We start from the raw sequence: 17,206 nt of genomic DNA, 5'->3' as shown, positions 1-17,206 counted from the left end.
GCTGCGTCCTCTGTACGAAAACTCTGGCGGTCTATAGGTAATACTTTCTAAATGAAGCCAGGAAAAGACTTGTACTGATCCAGCTCGCCAATTGGGTATGATTGCATCCAGATGGCCAGTAGCTATCACTCGTGGTCAGTGCTGTGAGCACTGGAAACGGTATCTGTTTTGCTAAAAACGTCATTCGAGCAACGTACGTCGGCCTGAAAATACCCCCTTCAAATTCCGTAGTAATGTGTGCGCCCAATTTCCGTAGACAACCCCCGACCTTAAATTCGCCTCCCCCGATGACTCGACCCTGTGTCGAGCGTGGCTCGATTGACTGGGGGGCTATTGCAGGGCGTTGGTCGTACATCCTCATTTCTTATGTCGAAGCTGACCCCCGGATTGTTATGCGAGTATCGCGTCTGAAAACATGTATTCGCCCGGACTCACACCCCTACCTGTTGATTTGGAGTTGTTGCGCTACGTTGCTCATCCTGATTGTCGGCTTGGGCAGCTTGACGTTGTGGCGCGACTTTGAAGAGCGCCAGCGTGCGGTCAGTTTTCGTACGCAGGTGCTGGCCGCCGCGATTGCCGGGTATACCGCGACGGCTCTGGAGCAGCGAAGGTTCGCGATGGATGCCCTGGCCAATCACCTGCTCGGTCTGGACTGGCCGCTGACGGACTCCCAGGTCAGTCACGAACTGGCACAATTTGTCGGCTCCGACCCACAAAACGGACCGCTGTTTGTCAGTGCCGAAGAGCGACACTGGTCGTTGTACGACGCTGCGTTCCAGGGGGTTGATTGGCAACCTCCGCAGGGCGTTGGTCGTGACGTCTGGTTCCAGGCCAGTCTGCAACGGGGCGACAAACTCTTGTTGCCTGTGTTTCGTCGTTACCAATGTCCCAACGGCAAATGGTTGACCGTCGGCGCGCTTGTACCGCTGACGCAGCAGCGTGATTACTTCTCCAGCCGTGGCTACACATTCAATATTTCACACGTTTTGCTTGATCTTCAGGGCACTGTGTATCGACAGCAGGGCCGCTTGCCGCCGCAAGCACTTGCGCCGGATGAAGAGGGCGTGGAATGGCTTGAGGATGTTCTGCTGGTGCGCGCCGCCGTACCGAATTATCCCTTGCAGGTTGTCGTCGCCAGATGGCCACAGGAGTACCTGGCCCTTTGGAACGAGCAGAAGCGTTTTACCTTCATTGCGATTTTCCTGACCTGCCTGGTGATCCTGGCGGCGTCCGTCGGGCTTGCAGCAGCCTGGCGACGTATTGGTCGTAGCGAGCAGCGTTATCGCAGGCTGTTTCAGTCGATCGGCGACGGTGTGCTTTTGCTGGGCTCATCAGGCGTCCAGGAGGCCAACGAACGCGCTGCAAAACTGTTCGGTGTCGACTGTGCCGAGCACCTCGGCAAGTATCAATTCGCCGACCTCTGTTACCCCGAACAGCTAAACAATCACCAGGCTTCGCCGCTGATTGCCCAGTTGTTACTCGACGCCGCTGGCGGAGCAGAGATATGCGCGACCTTGAAGTTCAGGCGTCTGGATGATCAAGAGGGCAGTTTTTGCTGTCAGGTGCATTTCTCGCCGATTCAACTGGGCAAGAAAGTCTATGTCCTTGCCTGCCTGCATGATATTTCGGCCCAGCTTCAAACCGAAAATGCGTTGAAGGTCTCGCAACAGAAATTACTTGAGGCCCAGTTGATTGCCGGGTTGGGTGTGTGGTCCTGGGAAGTCGGTGCCGAACATGCCATGTGGACGGATGAGTGCTCGCGCATATTCGGTTTGCCAGCCACTTCGGGTGAATGCACGTATACGGACTTTTTAGACAGCATCGTGCCTCAGGAGCGAAGGTATGCCCAGAAGGCGTTTGACCGCGCCCTGAAAGGCGAGCGACTTGATATCGAGTTACAAATTCGCAGGCCTGATGGTCATTTGCGTAACGTACTCCTCTGCGGTGAGTTGCGTCCTCATAATGACAAGCCGCTGTTGCTGGGGGCTTTGCTCGATATCACCGAGCAGAAGCGGGTGGAGCACCGTTTAAGCGAAGGTGAGCGACATTATCGCGAGCTGGTCGAGCTGTTACCGGAAGGGTTGCTGATTTTTCGCGACGCCCGGGTGATCTTTGCCAATCTGACGGCCGCCAGGTTCTTTGCCGTTGACTCGATTGATCAGTTCATCGGTCTGAATATTTATGGCCTGGTCGACCCCTGTTTCCATCAGCAACTCATGGATGATCTTGCACTGGTCTTGAGGCGCGATCATGTGCCCGCCTTTTTGCCGCGGCATTATCGGCGACTCGATGGCACCGAGTTTGAAGTCGAGATGGCTGCCCGGCGCCTGCAGATGGATGGCCAGACTTGCATTCAGGTGATGTTGCGGGATGTCAGCGAACACCGTCGGTTGCAGGGAGATCTGGAAGCCGTCAATGGCCGCTTGCAACGTCTGTCCGGCCAGATTATTGACGTGCAGGAACGGGAACGCCGTCATCTCGCGCGTGAATTGCACGACGATATCGGGCAATTGCTGACGTGCATCAAAATCAGCGCTTCGGGGATTCAGCGTCATCTGGAGGGCGAAATCGAGCTGCGGCAGGCGGTGTTGGTGCGCATTGCCGACGAAGCGTTGAGCAAGGTGCGCGATCTCTCGCGGATGTTGCGCCCGGTGCAGCTGGACAGCCTGGGACTGGTGGCGGCGATGCGTTGGCAGATCGATAATTACCTGCCCGACTTGCCGGAAAGTGTCTGTTGCTGGCTCGATTGTGTCGAGCTGCAGCCGCGCACGGCCTCCTGTGTGGAAATCACGCTTTTCCGGATTTTCCAGGAGGCGTTGAATAACGTGCTCAAGCATGCCGCAGCGCGTTCTGTCGAGATCAGGCTGGCACGAATCAATGACAATATTCACCTGGAAATCGCTGATAACGGATGTGGTTTCGACTACGACGCAGCGTTATCCGATGGCAGTGGCATGGGGCTGATGAGCATGGCGGAGCGAGCCAAGCTTCTGGGCGGCGAGTTTTTGGTGAGCTCGACACCGGGGCAAGGCACCCAGATAGAGGTGATCATCCCAGATACTAATAATAGTGAACGAGGTAACGAGGCATGAATGTTCGAATTGTCCTGGTGGACGACCACAATCTTGTGCGCGCAGGCATTCGGGTTTTGCTGGAGGACTGGGGTTATTCAGTGGTTGCCGAAGGCTGTGACGGAGACGATGTCGAAAGGCTGCTCCAGCTGCACCAGCCGGATGTCCTGCTGATGGATATCACCATGGAACGGTTATCAGGTCTGGAGGCACTCAAGCGACTGCGCATTCAATGGCCAACGCTGCCCGTGATTTTGCTGTCGATGCACGATACCCGTGACTTTGTGCTCAAGGCCATGCAGGAAGGGGCTTCTGCCTATCTGCTCAAGGATGCCGCTGAGGTCGAGCTGAGGATGGCTATCCAGGCTGTACTGAGCGGGCATCGCTACCTGAGCCCGAAAATTTCCGGCCGCGTTATCGAGGCCATGAATACACAAGGTTCCGAGCCCGAAGAGGCCACGCTGACCGCACGTCAGCGGGAGGTGCTCTACTGGCTGGTCAATGGCAAAACCAACAAGGAAATTGCCTACCAGCTCAACCTCAGCGTCAAGACCGTCGATGCTCATCGCGCACAACTCATGGTGCGTTTGAACATTCGCGACCTTGCCGGTCTCGTGGTTTATGCCATCCGGCAAGGCATTCTGGATCTTGATAAATAACCTGGACAGGTTTTCTCATCTGTCCTTTTATCTGCAATCGACTTGTCGTCTGTTCCAGCCCGATCCCGTTTCATGGTCATTCTTCCTGCCGAGATGAAGTGTTGCCTGCATCCCCAGGCCTCATCGGTCTGCCTGCCTATATCGGTTCGCGTATAGGTTATTTTACCTAGTCGCTCCCCGTAATTGACTCGTAGTCGCTTTCAACCCGCCCCTCTAGACTTTACCCATGATGGCGTGGCCTTCTGCCAGCAGTCTTCGTTTGCTTGAACGCCGCTGTGTAGGTAGCAGAACCCCGCAGAAAATAAAAATGATGGGGTGAGTCTGATGGAGCTGAAACCGGCACGCAGTCGGCTGCGCAATCCTTGGGTGTTGATAACAGGATTGCTGCTGACGGTTCTGCTTTGCATTGCACTAGCGGACGCGTGGTGGAAGGCGGGTCTTGCCGCGGTGATACAAGGTTTTTTCCTGTGGCTGTGCTGGCGGCAGGGACCTGTCGCCTGCGTGGACAGCGCCGTAACCCCTCTTGAGGATGATCACTCGGTCGGGCTACAGGCCCTGCGCAAACTGCTGTCGAGCGTATTGCCGCTGTGGGAAAAACAGGTTGAGCTGGCTCGGACACAGACGGAAAACGCCGCTGGCGGGCTGACCGAAAAGTTCGTCGCCATGAGCCGCCAAGTGGGTGAAACCATTTCATTGAGCTCTGACGACAACAGCCACCACAGCGTTTTCGAGGTTATCCGAAGTGCGCAACTCGAGTTGCCGAAAGCCGTCACTGCTCTGGACGCCACCCGCGCCGAGCGCGAGCACTTTCTGACGGAGGTCCGCACGCTGGGCCTGTTCGTCGATGAGCTGTTCGGCATGGCCGAAGATGTCGCCAAAATCGCCTCGCAAACCAATCTCCTGGCGCTCAACGCCGCCATCGAAGCCGCCCGTGCCGGTGAGTCAGGACGCGGCTTCTCGGTGGTTGCCGACGAGGTGCGCAAACTCTCCACCATGTCCGGTGCGACCGGTGCACGAATCACTGAAAAAGTTCGCGTCATGGGTGGGTCCATGCATGAGCTGATCGAGCATGCCGGCCAGGTCGCCGAGACCGAGCGAGTCAAGATCCGCGAAGCTGAAGGCATCGTGAATCAGGTACTGGGTGAGCTGACCCAAGGCATTGCTCAACTGGAGCAACGCATCACGTTGTTGCAGGGCTCCAGTCGCGAGGTCGAGCACACAGTGAACGAAGTCCTCGTCGATTTGCAGTTCCAGGACCGAGTCAGCCAGATCACGTCCCACATCACCACGGACATGCGTCGCCTGTTGGAGCGTCTGCACGAGGCCGAACCGCTCGATGCCCAGGTCTGGCTGCAAGTGCTGGAGTCCGGTTACACCACGCTGGAACAGACCCGCATCCATGGTGGCGACGCCCATGCACCCGTCGAACAGTCATCCGTGACCTTTTTCTAATCCTCGCAAAGATCAAAACAAGGGGCAGCCTCATGGCAAAGACAGTGTTGATCGTCGATGACTCCAGCAGCTTTCGTCAGGTCGTTGGTATCGCCCTCAGGAATGCCGGCTACAGCGTACTGGAAGCGTTCGACGGCCGGGATGCGCTGGGCAAACTGGACGGTCGCAAGATCAATCTGATCGTCTCCGACGTGAACATGCCCGTCATGGACGGCATCACCTTTGTAAAAGCGGCCAAGCAACTCCAGGCCTACAAGTTCACCCCCGTGATCATGCTGACCACTGAATCGGGCGAGGCCAAGAAAAACGAAGGCAAGGCTGCCGGCGTACGTGCCTGGGTGGTCAAGCCGTTCCAGCCACCCGTCCTGCTGGACGCTGTGTCCAAACTTATTCTGCCTTGAGGGGACGACAGCCATGACGACGATCCGTCACGTTCAACGAGCTGAAAGTCACGGCCTCAGTCTTGTCGGTGAGCTGAATATCTACAGTGCCGCAGCGGTACTGCAGGAACTCTTGCAAGCCCTGGAGACCCGCCAACCGCTGGAAATCGATCTGGAGGGTGTCGAGGATTTCGACACCGCTGGCGTCCAGCTGCTGCTGGTATTCAAGGCCGAGGCGGCCCGACAGAACAATCCCATCCGTTTTGTCCGGCACTCAGCCGTCGTGTGGGAGGTGCTGGAGCTGCTCAATCTGGTCGACGAGTTGGGTGATACATCGGCGGACACGTCCAATCAAGAGGAGGGTTTCCAATGAATCTGGACAGCGCTCGTGGTGCTCTGGTGCAAGAAGGACGTGAATTGCTGGCGGCCATGGAAGAGGCATTACTGGCCATCGAGGACGAGGGTTTCACGGAGGAACGGATCAACGCGATTTTCCGTGCCGCCCACACCATCAAAGGCTCGGCCGGACTGTTTGGTCTTGAGTCACTGGTCAGTTTCACCCACGTGGCAGAGAGCCTGCTGGATCAGGTGCGCACGGGGGAGCTGTTTGTCGAAGGCGCGATGCTCTCGCTGCTGCTGACCTGCGGCGACTACATCGGCAGCCTCCTCACAGCAGTGGAGGAGGGCAGCGAAATGCAGGAGCCGAATGCGGTGCTGCGCGCCCACTTGCTGGAGCAACTGCAAGAGTATCTGGATCGCACGCACAGCGATTCAGGGCCGCCAGTCGAACCGGTCTTTGTGCGCGAATCATCGGTGGAACATCTGCACGGTGAATCGGTGAACAGTCACCTCTGGCACCTGTCCCTGCGTCTGTCTCCGGACGTTCTGCGCAACGGCCTGGACCCGCTGTCCTTCCTGCGATACCTGGGCAAGCTGGGGCGCATCGTTCATCTTCACACGGTCACCGATCAACTCCCCGCCAGCCACCATTTCGATGCGGAAAGCTGCTATCTGGGATTTGAGCTGGAGTTCGAATCGATGGCCAGCAAACAGGAGATCGAGGATGTTTTCGAATTCGTTCGCGATGATTGCCTGTTGCGCATTCTGCCTCCCTATAGTCGGATCGAAGAGTACCTGCGCCTGATCAAGGCGCTCCCCGAGTCGCCGCAACGCCTGGGCGAAATATTGCTGCAAAGCGGCGCGCTCACGCATGCCGAGCTCGATCGCGTATTGGCTCGTCAACGGGGCGAGAGCCCGCCCGCACCGCCGCTTGGCTGCCTGCTGCTGGATGATCAATTGGTTCCGCAACCCGTTATGGCCGCGGCGCTGAACAAACAGAAACATGCCGAAGACAAGCGCGCTCACGAGCAGGTGTTCATCAAGGTCGAGGTCGGCAAGCTGGACCAGTTGATCAACCTTGTGGGCGAACTGGTTATCGCCGGTGCAGCGACCAATCTGCATGCGCTCAGACGGGATATGGACATGCTGGAGGAGTCGGCGCAAGCGATGTCCGTGCTGGTCGAGAGCATCCGCGATGCGTCGTTGAGCCTGCGCATGGTAGCGATCGGTGAAGTGTTCCAGCGGTTCCCGCGGGTGGTGCGTGACATCTCCAAAGAGCTTGGCAAGGACATTCAGTTGCTGGTGACCGGTGCCGACACCGAGCTCGACAAATCGATGGTGGAAAGACTCGCCGATCCGTTGATGCACATTGTGCGCAATGCCATGGATCACGGCATCGAGACGGCTGAAGAACGTTTGACGACGGGCAAGGTGGCCAGCGGTTCACTGCGTCTGAATGCCTACCATGAGTCCGGCAGCATCGTCATCGAAGTCAGCGATGACGGCCGAGGCCTGGATCGCCACCGCATTCTGGCCAAGGCGGTGCAGCGCGGTCTGGTTCAACCCGACCAGCCTCTGAGCGATGCCGACGTCTTTCGCCTGATCTTCGAACCCGGTTTTTCCACCGCCGAACAGGTCACCAACTTATCCGGTCGCGGCGTGGGGATGGATGTGGTGCGCCGCAACATCGAACTGTTGCGCGGCGAAGTGGAAGTGCTCAGTGATTTCGGGAGAGGCACCACGGTGCGGATCCGTTTGCCGCTGACGCTGGCGATTATCGATGGTTTCCAGGTCATGGTCGGCGATGAGCACTTCGTGCTGCCGCTGGAACAGGTGATCGAGTGTGTCGACCTTCCCCCGCAGGAGGGGCGACATCATCTGATCAACCTGCGCGGTGAACCCTTGCCGTTCCTGCGCCTGCGTGAACTGTTCAGCATTTCCGGCGCTTCTGGCGGACGCGAAAGCCTGGTGGTGCTGCAACACGGGGCCAACCGTGCCGGACTGGTGGTGGATCAACTCGTGGGTGAATTTCAGGCGGTGATCAAGCCGCTGGGCATGTTGTTTCAGAGAAGTCGCGGCTTGAGTGGTTCGACCATCCTGGGAGATGGCCGCGTGGCCTTGATTCTGGATGTCGCCAACCTGCTCCAGCGGGCCAGTGCGCTATCGGGCGATGCGTCTGGCCGCGCTGTGGAAGTTGCACCTGACGTCAATCGCAGTGTGATGAATTAATTTAAGTCGTCGGAGAGTAAATATGCAGTGGTTCATGAATCTGAAATTGGGCGCAAAGCTGATCTCCACGTTTCTGGTGGTTGCCCTGGTCTCGCTGGCCATCGGTGTAGCAGCCGTTATCAACATCGGTAAAGTCAACAATCTGATGACCACCATGTACGCTGATCGACTGGTGCCGATTCGCGATCTGAACAAGCTTGAGATCGAACTGGTTCAACATAACCGCCGCGCTTATGTATCCGTGGCAATGAACGATCCCGTCAATACGAGCGTGCAACTGGCCCACAACGTGGAATCGATTCGCAAGATCGACGAGCTATTTTCGGCCTATCGTCAGACGTTTCTGGTGGATGCGGAAAAACGCCTGATTGAGCAGTATGACCAGCAGATGCCCGCCTATCTGGCCTCGGCGAAAACCGTGACTGATTTGTTGCAGGCCGACCAGTTGGCTGAAGCGACCCACCATCTGCGCAATGAAACCAAGCCGTTGTTCGACGCCTTGTTGAAAACCGTCGCCGGCCTGGTTGAGGTCAATAGCGCAACCGCCGAACAGGTCAACACAGAAGCCGACCAAATCGTTGCCGGTATCAACAATTTCATGATTGCGCTGATGCTTGGCGGCTTTCTGCTGGCCCTGACCCTGGGGTTGTTGATTACCCGTGTGATCTCCCGCCAGGTGGGTGGGGAGCCTGCCGTCGCCATGGATGCCCTGCAACGTGTGGCGGCCGGCGACCTGACGGTCGACGTGAAACTGCGCCACGGTGATACCACCAGCATGCTCTACAGCCTGCAGCTGATGGTGGGACGTTTGCGCGGGATCATGAGCGACGTCCGCATGACCGCCGACTCCCTGGCATCCGCCTCGGAGCAGGTGGCCGCATCCTCCGAAGCGCTGAGCCAGAACGCGTCCGAGCAGGCCGCCAATGTCGAAGAAACCAGTGCGTCGGTCGAGGAGATCTCCGCCACCGTGGCCCAGAACACCGAGAACGCCAAAGTCACTGACAGCATGGCCAGCCAATCGGCCAAGGACGCTGTAGAAGGTGGCGAAGCGGTCGGTCAGATGGTCCACGCCATGCGCCAGATTGCGCAGAAAATCAGCATCATCGATGACATTGCTTACCAGACCAACCTGCTGGCACTCAACGCTGCCATTGAAGCGGCGCGGGCCGGTGATCATGGCAAGGGCTTCGCGGTAGTGGCTGCCGAGGTCCGCAAGCTGGCCGAGCGCAGTCAAGTGGCGGCCCAGGAAATCGGTGGCGTGGCCAGCGATAGCGTGACCCTGGCCGAGCGGGCAGGGCAGTTGCTCGATCAGATGGTGCCTTCGATCCGCAGGACTGCCGACCTGGTGCAGGAAATCACCTCGGCCTCTCGCGAGCAAAACACCGGGCTTGAACAAATCAATCTGGCGGTCGGCCAGTTGGCACAGACAACTCAGGTCAACGCATCGGCCTCTGAAGAACTGTCCTCCACCTCAGAAGAAATGAGCACTCAGGCGGTGCAACTGCAAGAGATGATCCAGTTCTTCCGCATCGGTGACGAAGCCTTGAAGAATGCGACCAAAGCCTTGGCTCCTCTGCGCAAACCCTTGCGGGCAGAGGTCATCCCGATGCGGCGTCCTCTGCAGGAAGAGGTAGTCGATGAAGCAGCGTTCACTCGATTCTAAGAGGCTGTCGCCATGTCATCGCTAAGCCTGCAAAGTCAGAGCCGCACACCGGCTCCGCAAGATGCGCCGTTGATTCAGCAGTTCCTCACACTGACACTGGGTGAAGAGCTGTACGCGCTGCCCATCGAGCATATTCGCGAAATCATCGAGTTCGGTTACCTGACCGAAATTCCGTTGATGCCGGCCTTCCTGCGCGGGGTGATCAACCTGCGCGGGGCGGTGGTACCGGTAATTGATCTGTCGCTGCGCTTCGGTCGGGAACGCACGGCGATTGGTCGGCGAACCTGCATTGTCATTGTCGAGGTCGTACAGGAAGACGAAGCCGTGATGCTGGGCATCATTGTTGACGCGGTCAATGAGGTGCTGGCCGTCGAGGTCAATCAGGTGGAAGCGCGGCCGACCTTCGGTGCGCGCATTCGTGCTGACTTCATTGCCGGCATCCTCAATCAGAACGAGCAGTTCGTGATAGTGCTCGATATCCGCCAGGTTCTGTCGGTTGACGAAATCTGCGAATTGGTCGGCATCGCCTCGATCGAAAAATAGGGGCATGCCCATGGCAGTCGAAAATGCGGGTACGACGTTGATATCGACCATTAGCGATCAGGAGTTCGGTCTGTTCCAGCGGTTTTTTCATGAACAGATCGGGCTCCAGTTGACCGCCGTAAAAAAGCCATTGCTGTGTGGGCGGCTGGCGAAACGATTGACCGCATTGGGGCTGGACAGCTATCGCGCGTATTACAACCTGCTGGTGTCGAAGGTCGGAGGGGAGGAGCGAGAAACGGCCATCGACCTGATCACCACCCACGAAACCTATTTCTTTCGAGAGCCCAAGCATTTTGAGCTGCTGCAAACCAAAGTCATTCCCAGCCTGCATACCCGTCCCGAGTTACGGGTCTGGAGTGCCGCCAGTTCGACGGGGGAAGAGGCCTATACCCTGGCGATGATTCTGGACAGCTTCCGCTCGCCAAAACCATGGTCGATTACGGCCTCCGATATCAGCCGCCAAGTGCTGATCAACGCTCAGCGCGGGTTGTACCCGATGAGTCGCGGCGAGCGCATACCGCCTCATTATCTCAAGCGCTATTGTCTGCGAGGTCATGGGCGTTACGCGGGGTATTTCCTGGTCGAGTCGTCACTGCGTGCACGTGTCGAGTTTCTTCCTGGAAATCTCACGCAGCAGGAAAACAACCTGGGTTTGTTTGACGTGATTCTGCTGCGTAATGTTCTGATTTATTTCGATCCGCCGACCAAGTTGCTGGTGCTGCGTAACGTGCTGGAGCGGTTGAAGCCGGGCGGTTGGCTGATGGTCGGCCATTCCGAGTCCCTGCATGACACCCGCTTGCCATTGGAACTGATAACACCCTCGGTTTATCGCAAGGTTTGCGCATGAGCGAAAAACTGTTCATCAAGCCAGGCGGCTGGTTCTTTGGCGGCGGAGACTGTCAGGTCGAAACCGTGTTGGGTTCCTGCGTCACGATTACGCTCTGGCATTCACAGCAGAAACTGGGCGGGTTATGCCATTTCATGTTGCCAACCCGCTTGCGTGATGCCCTGCAGTCCCTGGATGGCCGTTATGGCGAAGAGGCTCTGCTCTGGTTGAAGCGTCAGGCGAGAGCAAACGGTCTGGATATCCGTGATTGCGAAGCCAAGTTGTTCGGCGGCGCGCAGGCCTTGGTCGGGACCAATGGGCATCATGGCGTGGGCCTGCGCAACATCCGTTTCGCCAAGGATTGTCTGCGTGCCGAAGGGGTTGCGGTCGTCAGCTGTGACCTGGGTGGACGGGGTCATCGTTACCTCAGATTTGATCTCTCCAACGGGGATGTCTGGGTTCGGCATGGGGCACCGTTGGCATTGCCCGGCAGTTGGGGCAAGAGGGCGCTATGAGCATCAAGGTAATGATTGTCGATGACTCTGCGGTCATGCGTCAGGTGATGCAGGAGCTGTTGTCCGGCCATAAAGATATCGAGGTCATCGGCACCGCAATGGACCCGCTGGTTGCCTTGCAGAAAATGCAGGGCAACTGGCCGGACGTGATTCTGCTGGACGTGGAGATGCCGCGCATGGACGGCATCACCTTTCTTCGTCAGATCATGGCCAGCCGGCCGACGCCCGTGGTGATCTGTTCGACACTGACCGAAAAGGACGCCGATGTGACGCTCCAGGCATTGGCTGCCGGTGCGGTCGAAGTCATGGCCAAGCCGACCATGGGCTTGCGCGATTTTCTGCAGCAAAGTGCACATGAACTGGTGACGGCCATTCGTGCTGCAGCGCAGGCACGCCCACGTCAAGGCCAGTCAGCAACGAGCCGCGACTTCAAGCTGTCAGCGAGCGTTACCGCCGATGCCCCCAGTGCGCCTCAGAGTATGCGCACAACGCAAAAAATTGCGGTGCTCGGGACGTCCACGGGGGGAACCCAGGCATTGGAAGTCGTGTTGCGAGAACTGGGTGTCACGTGTCCGGGGATCGCCATTGTGCAGCACATGCCGGAGCGTTTTACCCGTAGTTTCGCCGAGCGCTTGAACGCGCTCTGCGCCATTGAAGTCCGTGAAGCATGCGACGGTGATCGGCTGTTGCCAGGCCTGGCACTGATTGCGCCGGGCGGGCGGCACATGCTGATCAAGCGCAGTGGCACGCAGTATTACGTAGAGGTCAAGGACGGTCCGTTGGTCAGCCGGCACCGGCCTTCGGTGGACGTACTGTTCCGCTCTGCTGCGCTGCAGGGCGGCAGTAATGTGCTGGGGGTGATCATGACCGGCATGGGCGGCGACGGGGCTCGTGGCCTGAAAGAGCTGTTCGACGCAAAGGCCCGTACGTATGCGCAAGACGAGGAAAGCTGCGTGGTGTTCGGCATGCCTAAAGAAGCCATCAAGCTGGGAGGGGCTGAGCAGACCATCGCGCTCGATGCCATTTCTGCGCTGTTGATGAGTTGGCAATGAGATAAGGGGATTCGGGTATGCAGTCGATCATTACTCCCAAGCGCATCCTGGTCGTTGACGACAGTCGGGTACAGCGTGAGTTTGCCGTGGATCTGTGTTTGCGCCTGGGCGCTACGGAAGTTCACCAGGCCGAGGATGGTCATCAAGCGATCGCCTTGTTACATCAACATCCTTTTATCGACGTGGTCATCCTTGATCTGGAAATGCCGGGCATGGACGGAGTGCAGGTTCTGCACGAGCTGGTTCGGCTCGGCATGGACCCGGCCGTGATTGTCGCGAGCGCACGGGAAAGTGTGTTGCTGAGCGTTGTGGAAAGCATGGGTAAGAGCCTGGGCGTCAAGCTCCTGGGGGTGTTGCAGAAACCCGTGACACTCAGCCAGTTGGCGACCAGTCTCGGGCGTTTCGCCTCCGTGCAGCAGCGGGGTGCCTTTCAGGCCTTGACCGAAAAGGGGCCGGAGCTGACCGGGCAAGAGGTCGTCACCGCTTTACGCGAGCAGCAGTTTTGCGCCTATTTCCAACCGAAGATTTCTTTGCACGATGGCCGCCTGAACGGTGTGGAAGCGCTGATTCGCTGGCAACATCCCGAGCACGGTTTGCTGCTTCCCGGGCACTTTCTCGATGTTGTCGAGCGTAGCGACAACATGTCAGCGATCACCATGCTGATGCTCGATCTGTCGTTGCGCCAGTGCCAAAAATGGCACGCCGCAGGGACGCTGATCAGCGTCTCGATCAACTTGTCCGCTCGTTCGCTGGCGGACTCGAAACTGGCAGACGCCATTATCGAACGGGTGGCGGCCAGCGGTATTGCCCCGCACTTTTTGATGCTGGAGATCACCGAAAGCGCGCTGATGACGGACCTGGCGATTACCCAGGGAACGCTGGCGCGTTTGCGTCTGAAGGGCTTCGGTCTGTCTGTGGATGATTACGGTACGGGCTTCTCCTGCATGTTGCAGTTGTCGCGGGTTCCCTGCTCGGAGTTGAAGGTAGACCGCGCGTTCGTCAATGGCGCGAGCGAAAGTGTGCATTTGCGGATTTTGCTGGAAAGTGCCCTGGACATTGCCCGCCGTCTCAGGCTCAAGGTCGTCGCTGAAGGGGTGGAAACCCAGAAAGACTGGGCACTGCTTCGCGAGTTGGGGTGTGATGAAGCGCAAGGCTACTTCATCGCGAAACCCATGCCCGGCGAAGCCTTGCTGCTGTGGTGGAGTGCCAATCAGCAGCGAGTGCAAAAACTGTTGAAATCCGAAGGCTTCTTTCGGCGCATTTTCGGTGGTATTTGAGGCAAACGGGAAGCTGCCCGAGGCATTGAACAACCTACCGGTGCCCGGGCTATCACGCCTTTGCTTCAACTGAGACGCTGCCCGGAATCCGCAGAGGCGCGCCTCGGCCGGGACTCAGCTGATGCGCGCGATAAAGCCATCCACTCCATGCAAGAGTTCATCGTAGGAGGTGGTGTTCATCACGAAGACCACGAAGCCCTCGATATTCTGCTGTTTCAATGCGAAGCGGATCTGGATCAGCATGACCACGTGGTTCTGCACGCGTGTGCCGAGTATCTTGCGGGTATCGCCACTGTCTACTGTGGCCAGGCCACATTCAAAAGACGTTTCGAGCATTTGCGCCAACGAGGAAATACACGAGTTGAGGACGATATTGCCGACTTCCCGCAGTGCGTCACTCTGCACTTCGGCCAGTTCGCTGCCGGACAGCAGGTCGCCCACCAAGGCCTGCACCAGCGCCAGGCTCTTTTCTTCAGGGAAGATCAGCAAGGCATTACCGTTGAACGTTCCCTTGAAGGGCTGGCGTATGCAGTACATCGTGGCGCTGGCCTTGCCCAGGTGATCGGTCACTTCGTTGACCGTGACAAAGCGGACTTCCGGCACCGAGAGCAGCACTTCATCGTTCAGCATGTCACCCAGGGCCGCGGCGGATTGCCCGATGCTGATATTGAACAGTTCGCACAGGGTGTCTTTCTGCATGCTCGATAGCATTTGCATGTCATTCACCCAAGGCTTTGAGAAGTTCAGGGCCCTTGCTGTCGGTGAAGGGTTTGGCGACAAACGTCAGGCCGGACTCAAGTATTTTGGCCTGAATGGCGTTCTGTATGTTGGCGGTCATTATGGCGATCCTGGTGCTCGGCCGTCCCTTGAGAATTTCCGTTGCGGCCTCGATACCGGTGATACCGGGCATATTGAAATCCATTGAGATCAAATCGATCGGGTGGGCCTGACAGAGCGATATGGCCTCCGCGCCGGTCGCTGCCTCGAAAATCACCCAGTCGGGACGTAGCTTGATAACGATGTTCTTGGTCATCATGCGGGAAATCAGACTGTCATCAACGATCAGAAAGCTTTTGGTCATGGTGTCCTCTCAGACATAAACACGGTTGCGCCCGGTTTTTTTGGCCTGATAGAGCGCCTTGTCCGCGATATCAAGCAGGTTTTCAAGACTATTGACTTCCTGTGTCAGGCAGGCGAGGCCAACGGAAATGGTGAGGTTGAGGCTGACCTCATTAAAGGTCATCGCCGTTTCGGCGATGGTGTTGCGCAGACGCTCGGCGGTGTCCAGGGCTTGTTGCCGATCGGTGTAGGGCAGGACTACGGCAAACTCTTCCCCACCCAAACGTCCAATGATGTCGACATCGCGCAGTTCGCCGCGCAGGGTGCGACTGATCCAGCGCAAGGCTTCGTCACCCATGGCGTGTCCGTGGTTGTCATTGACCCGTTTGAAGTGATCAATGTCGACCATCAGAACGGAGTAGGGGTGCTTATAGCGTTTGGAGCCTTCCAGGGCCTGCCGGCTGCGCTCATAAAAGGCGCGTCGATTGTAGAGGCCGGTCATGGGGTCGGTGCTTGCCTGTATCTCAAGGGTCGAGAGCAATTTCTTGTGCTTTGAAACGTCATAGCCCCACAGCAGATGGGAAAGCTTTCCTTCGATTTCAACCAACTTGACCGACAGTGAACTCCAGTACGGACTGTCGGGGGCGATCAGCGCTTCCCAATTGTCCACGCGACCGTATTGGTCCAGTTCATTCATGAACCGGCTGCGTTCTTTTTCATCCACCAGTAACTCGGGAATGAACAGTTTATTGACATCCGGACCCTGGCCGAGCCGCTCCAGAAGGCGCTGGTTGATGAAGTACACCTCTCCGGTTTCGGCATTGGCCAGGGTGACTTCACTGGGGCTGGCGTCGAGGATGAAGATCAGCAGGGATTTGGTCTCGGCCAACTGCCGCGTGCGACGCGCTACACGTTTTTCCAGTCGGATGTTGAGGGAGCCGAGATGGCTTGAAAGACGTTTGAGCAGGTATCGGCCCTTGATCAGCTTGATCGCCAGGACAGTCATTCCGCACAACAAGGCCAGTAATATCCAGTTGATCAACGAGAAGCGCCAATAAAGGGCTAACCGCTCTTTGTCGAGTATCTGCGACGTGCCCAGGTGTACTCCCACTGCCACTTGGCTGATTTGCTCTGCCAGAGACTCTGCCTGCGCAGTGATCTGTAAGGGGACTGTGCGAGCGTTAGCGGGAGTGTTGAGTTGCTGACTCCATATCTCGACCCGCTCGCTGAGGCTGGCCAGTGTCTGTTGTGCCGCAGGCTGCGCGGAGATGATTCGGGTCGACGTTTTCGGAGCATTCTGATCAGGGCCGAGCAGGCTCTGCAAGACGTCAAGGCGAATGGACAGTTCTTCGAAGTCAGCGACCGGATCAGCCTCGACGAGACAATGACGCGCTACATATTCCAGCCTTTGCAGCTCTCGGGAGATGTTAACGATGAGCCAGAGATCATTGTGTTGGTTGGGGGTGGAGAGCGATGTCATTTCCTCCTGGGTGATGCGCAGCGCCAGCAAGGCTGCGCAAGCCATCAGGATGGTGACGACAAGGAGAATCTCGGCGAGCCAGCTCTTGTGGGCGTTTACGGCCTGTTGGGCGTGGGCACCCCGCTTACTGGAGGGTGATTTCATTGACTTGCCACACCTGACGATTCACGTAAATCTGCCAATTGAGCTCGGAGAACCTGTTAAAGGGATAGATCAGCATGAACGGCCCTTTTTCCCGCACGCTCATCAGCACCCCATCGCGTCGATAAGCCAGCGTCGGGTTAAAGCGCTCAATATCCTTGCCTGGAACAATGACTGAATAGCCGTTGAGGGCCGAAACCGTCACGGAGTCAGCGCGACGACCACTGAGCGCGATGAGGCTGCGGAGGGGAACGCCTTGCCAGGTATGTTCTCCGGCCACTCCCAATGACTCTGGCAACTCCAGCATGATCGCCGTTTGTGCCATGAGTTCCAGGTCTGACAGCGAGAACGCCTTGTCTACAGGTTTGCCTTGATCATCCCGCCAACTTAGCTTCAATGCGATTTTCTGTTGAATGTCATCTTCTGCTCGAGCCAGGAGTATCGGTGAAAGAAGATAGAAAACGATAAGCAGGAATGAGCAGTAGCAATACAGGCGGCTTTTCATTCTGCGGTCTCGTTG

The 17,206-nt window shown here is 57.5% G+C and carries 15 protein-coding genes and 1 pseudogene; 12 read left to right on the top strand and 4 right to left on the bottom strand.

The window, feature by feature from the left end; translation table 11 throughout:
- The first annotated feature begins 143 nt into the window (after window positions 1–143).
- From ACYZUD_RS10635 to ACYZUD_RS10580, 12 genes and pseudogenes are all read left to right on the top strand, one after another.
- Window positions 144–3,092 carry a PAS domain-containing sensor histidine kinase gene (locus ACYZUD_RS10635; RefSeq protein ID WP_462023955.1) on the top strand — a complete coding sequence of 983 codons (2,949 nt, stop codon included), beginning with the start codon at window positions 144–146 and terminating at the stop codon, window positions 3,090–3,092.
- Entirely contained in the window at window positions 3,089–3,730 is a 642-nt protein-coding gene (locus ACYZUD_RS10630) for a response regulator (protein WP_462023954.1), read from the top strand. The genes ACYZUD_RS10635 and ACYZUD_RS10630 overlap by 4 nt, the downstream gene beginning before the upstream one ends.
- Window positions 3,731–4,609: 879 nt before the next feature.
- A pseudogene (locus ACYZUD_RS10625) lies at window positions 4,610–5,182 on the top strand (methyl-accepting chemotaxis protein); the annotation flags it as partial.
- Window positions 5,183–5,214: 32 nt separating this feature from the next.
- Window positions 5,215–5,583, top strand: a complete 369-nt coding sequence (locus ACYZUD_RS10620) for a response regulator (protein WP_462023953.1) — start codon at window positions 5,215–5,217, stop codon at window positions 5,581–5,583.
- 13 nt (window positions 5,584–5,596) lie between these two features.
- Window positions 5,597–5,935, top strand: coding sequence for an STAS domain-containing protein (locus ACYZUD_RS10615; RefSeq protein ID WP_462023952.1), 339 nt, complete (start codon window positions 5,597–5,599; stop codon window positions 5,933–5,935).
- Window positions 5,932–8,130: a chemotaxis protein CheA gene (locus tag ACYZUD_RS10610; RefSeq protein ID WP_462023951.1), complete on the top strand. Its 2,199-nt coding sequence runs from the start codon at window positions 5,932–5,934 to the stop codon at window positions 8,128–8,130. The genes ACYZUD_RS10615 and ACYZUD_RS10610 overlap by 4 nt, the downstream gene beginning before the upstream one ends.
- A gap of 34 nt (window positions 8,131–8,164) precedes the next feature.
- Window positions 8,165–9,793: a methyl-accepting chemotaxis protein gene (locus ACYZUD_RS10605; RefSeq protein WP_462023950.1), complete on the top strand. Its 1,629-nt coding sequence runs from the start codon at window positions 8,165–8,167 to the stop codon at window positions 9,791–9,793.
- 12 nt (window positions 9,794–9,805) lie between these two features.
- A complete protein-coding gene (locus ACYZUD_RS10600; RefSeq protein WP_462023949.1) occupies window positions 9,806–10,336 on the top strand; it encodes a chemotaxis protein CheW in 531 nt (176 codons plus the stop codon).
- A gap of 10 nt (window positions 10,337–10,346) precedes the next feature.
- Window positions 10,347–11,183 carry a CheR family methyltransferase gene (locus tag ACYZUD_RS10595; protein ID WP_462023948.1) on the top strand — a complete coding sequence of 279 codons (837 nt, stop codon included), beginning with the start codon at window positions 10,347–10,349 and terminating at the stop codon, window positions 11,181–11,183.
- On the top strand, window positions 11,180–11,677 hold the full coding sequence (locus ACYZUD_RS10590; protein WP_462023947.1) for a chemotaxis protein CheD: 498 nt from the start codon (window positions 11,180–11,182) through the stop codon (window positions 11,675–11,677). The genes ACYZUD_RS10595 and ACYZUD_RS10590 overlap by 4 nt, the downstream gene beginning before the upstream one ends.
- Entirely contained in the window at window positions 11,674–12,729 is a 1,056-nt protein-coding gene (locus ACYZUD_RS10585) for a protein-glutamate methylesterase/protein-glutamine glutaminase (RefSeq protein ID WP_462023946.1), read from the top strand. The genes ACYZUD_RS10590 and ACYZUD_RS10585 overlap by 4 nt, the downstream gene beginning before the upstream one ends.
- 17 nt (window positions 12,730–12,746) lie before the next feature.
- The gene (locus ACYZUD_RS10580) at window positions 12,747–14,006 is read left to right on the top strand and encodes an EAL domain-containing response regulator (protein ID WP_462023945.1); all 1,260 of its coding nucleotides are present in this window, start codon (window positions 12,747–12,749) and stop codon (window positions 14,004–14,006) included.
- A 114-nt stretch (window positions 14,007–14,120) separates the two neighbouring features.
- Here ACYZUD_RS10580 and ACYZUD_RS10575 read toward each other — a convergent pair whose 3' ends face one another.
- Genes ACYZUD_RS10575 through ACYZUD_RS10560 form a run of 4 tightly spaced genes read right to left on the bottom strand, consistent with a single transcriptional unit; the run spans window position 14,121 to window position 17,191 of the window.
- The gene (locus tag ACYZUD_RS10575; RefSeq protein WP_462023944.1) at window positions 14,121–14,723 is read right to left on the bottom strand and encodes a chemotaxis protein CheC; all 603 of its coding nucleotides are present in this window, start codon (window positions 14,721–14,723) and stop codon (window positions 14,121–14,123) included.
- Window position 14,724: 1 nt separating this feature from the next.
- Window positions 14,725–15,087: a response regulator gene (locus tag ACYZUD_RS10570; protein ID WP_462023943.1), complete on the bottom strand. Its 363-nt coding sequence runs from the start codon at window positions 15,085–15,087 to the stop codon at window positions 14,725–14,727.
- Between the two features lie 9 nt (window positions 15,088–15,096).
- Window positions 15,097–16,689, bottom strand: coding sequence for a sensor domain-containing diguanylate cyclase (locus ACYZUD_RS10565; protein ID WP_462023942.1), 1,593 nt, complete (start codon window positions 16,687–16,689; stop codon window positions 15,097–15,099).
- The gene (locus ACYZUD_RS10560) at window positions 16,670–17,191 is read right to left on the bottom strand and encodes a putative pterin-binding protein (protein ID WP_462023941.1); all 522 of its coding nucleotides are present in this window, start codon (window positions 17,189–17,191) and stop codon (window positions 16,670–16,672) included. The genes ACYZUD_RS10565 and ACYZUD_RS10560 overlap by 20 nt, the downstream gene beginning before the upstream one ends.
- Window positions 17,192–17,206: the final 15 nt, after the last annotated feature.

Source organism: Pseudomonas sp. XS1P51 (assembly GCF_054897845.1).
The sequence above is the reverse complement of the archived record's forward strand: the minus strand, read 5'-3'. Positions and strand labels throughout refer to the sequence as shown.

What these genes read in the sequence shown, in the direction of transcription:
- ACYZUD_RS10630 (WP_462023954.1), top strand. Translation starts at nt 3,089, where the DNA reads ATGAATGTTCGAATTGTCCTGGTGGACGACCACAATCTTGTGCGCGCA.
- ACYZUD_RS10620 (WP_462023953.1), top strand. Translation starts at nt 5,215, where the DNA reads ATGGCAAAGACAGTGTTGATCGTCGATGACTCCAGCAGCTTTCGTCAG.
- ACYZUD_RS10615 (WP_462023952.1), top strand. Translation starts at nt 5,597, where the DNA reads ATGACGACGATCCGTCACGTTCAACGAGCTGAAAGTCACGGCCTCAGT.
- ACYZUD_RS10610 (WP_462023951.1), top strand. Translation starts at nt 5,932, where the DNA reads ATGAATCTGGACAGCGCTCGTGGTGCTCTGGTGCAAGAAGGACGTGAA.
- ACYZUD_RS10605 (WP_462023950.1), top strand. Translation starts at nt 8,165, where the DNA reads ATGAATCTGAAATTGGGCGCAAAGCTGATCTCCACGTTTCTGGTGGTT.
- ACYZUD_RS10600 (WP_462023949.1), top strand. Translation starts at nt 9,806, where the DNA reads ATGTCATCGCTAAGCCTGCAAAGTCAGAGCCGCACACCGGCTCCGCAA.
- ACYZUD_RS10595 (WP_462023948.1), top strand. Translation starts at nt 10,347, where the DNA reads ATGGCAGTCGAAAATGCGGGTACGACGTTGATATCGACCATTAGCGAT.
- ACYZUD_RS10590 (WP_462023947.1), top strand. Translation starts at nt 11,180, where the DNA reads ATGAGCGAAAAACTGTTCATCAAGCCAGGCGGCTGGTTCTTTGGCGGC.
- ACYZUD_RS10585 (WP_462023946.1), top strand. Translation starts at nt 11,674, where the DNA reads ATGAGCATCAAGGTAATGATTGTCGATGACTCTGCGGTCATGCGTCAG.
- ACYZUD_RS10580 (WP_462023945.1), top strand. Translation starts at nt 12,747, where the DNA reads ATGCAGTCGATCATTACTCCCAAGCGCATCCTGGTCGTTGACGACAGT.
- ACYZUD_RS10575 (WP_462023944.1), bottom strand. Translation starts at nt 14,723, where the DNA reads ATGCAAATGCTATCGAGCATGCAGAAAGACACCCTGTGCGAACTGTTC.
- ACYZUD_RS10570 (WP_462023943.1), bottom strand. Translation starts at nt 15,087, where the DNA reads ATGACCAAAAGCTTTCTGATCGTTGATGACAGTCTGATTTCCCGCATG.
- ACYZUD_RS10565 (WP_462023942.1), bottom strand. Translation starts at nt 16,689, where the DNA reads ATGAAATCACCCTCCAGTAAGCGGGGTGCCCACGCCCAACAGGCCGTA.
- ACYZUD_RS10560 (WP_462023941.1), bottom strand. Translation starts at nt 17,191, where the DNA reads ATGAAAAGCCGCCTGTATTGCTACTGCTCATTCCTGCTTATCGTTTTC.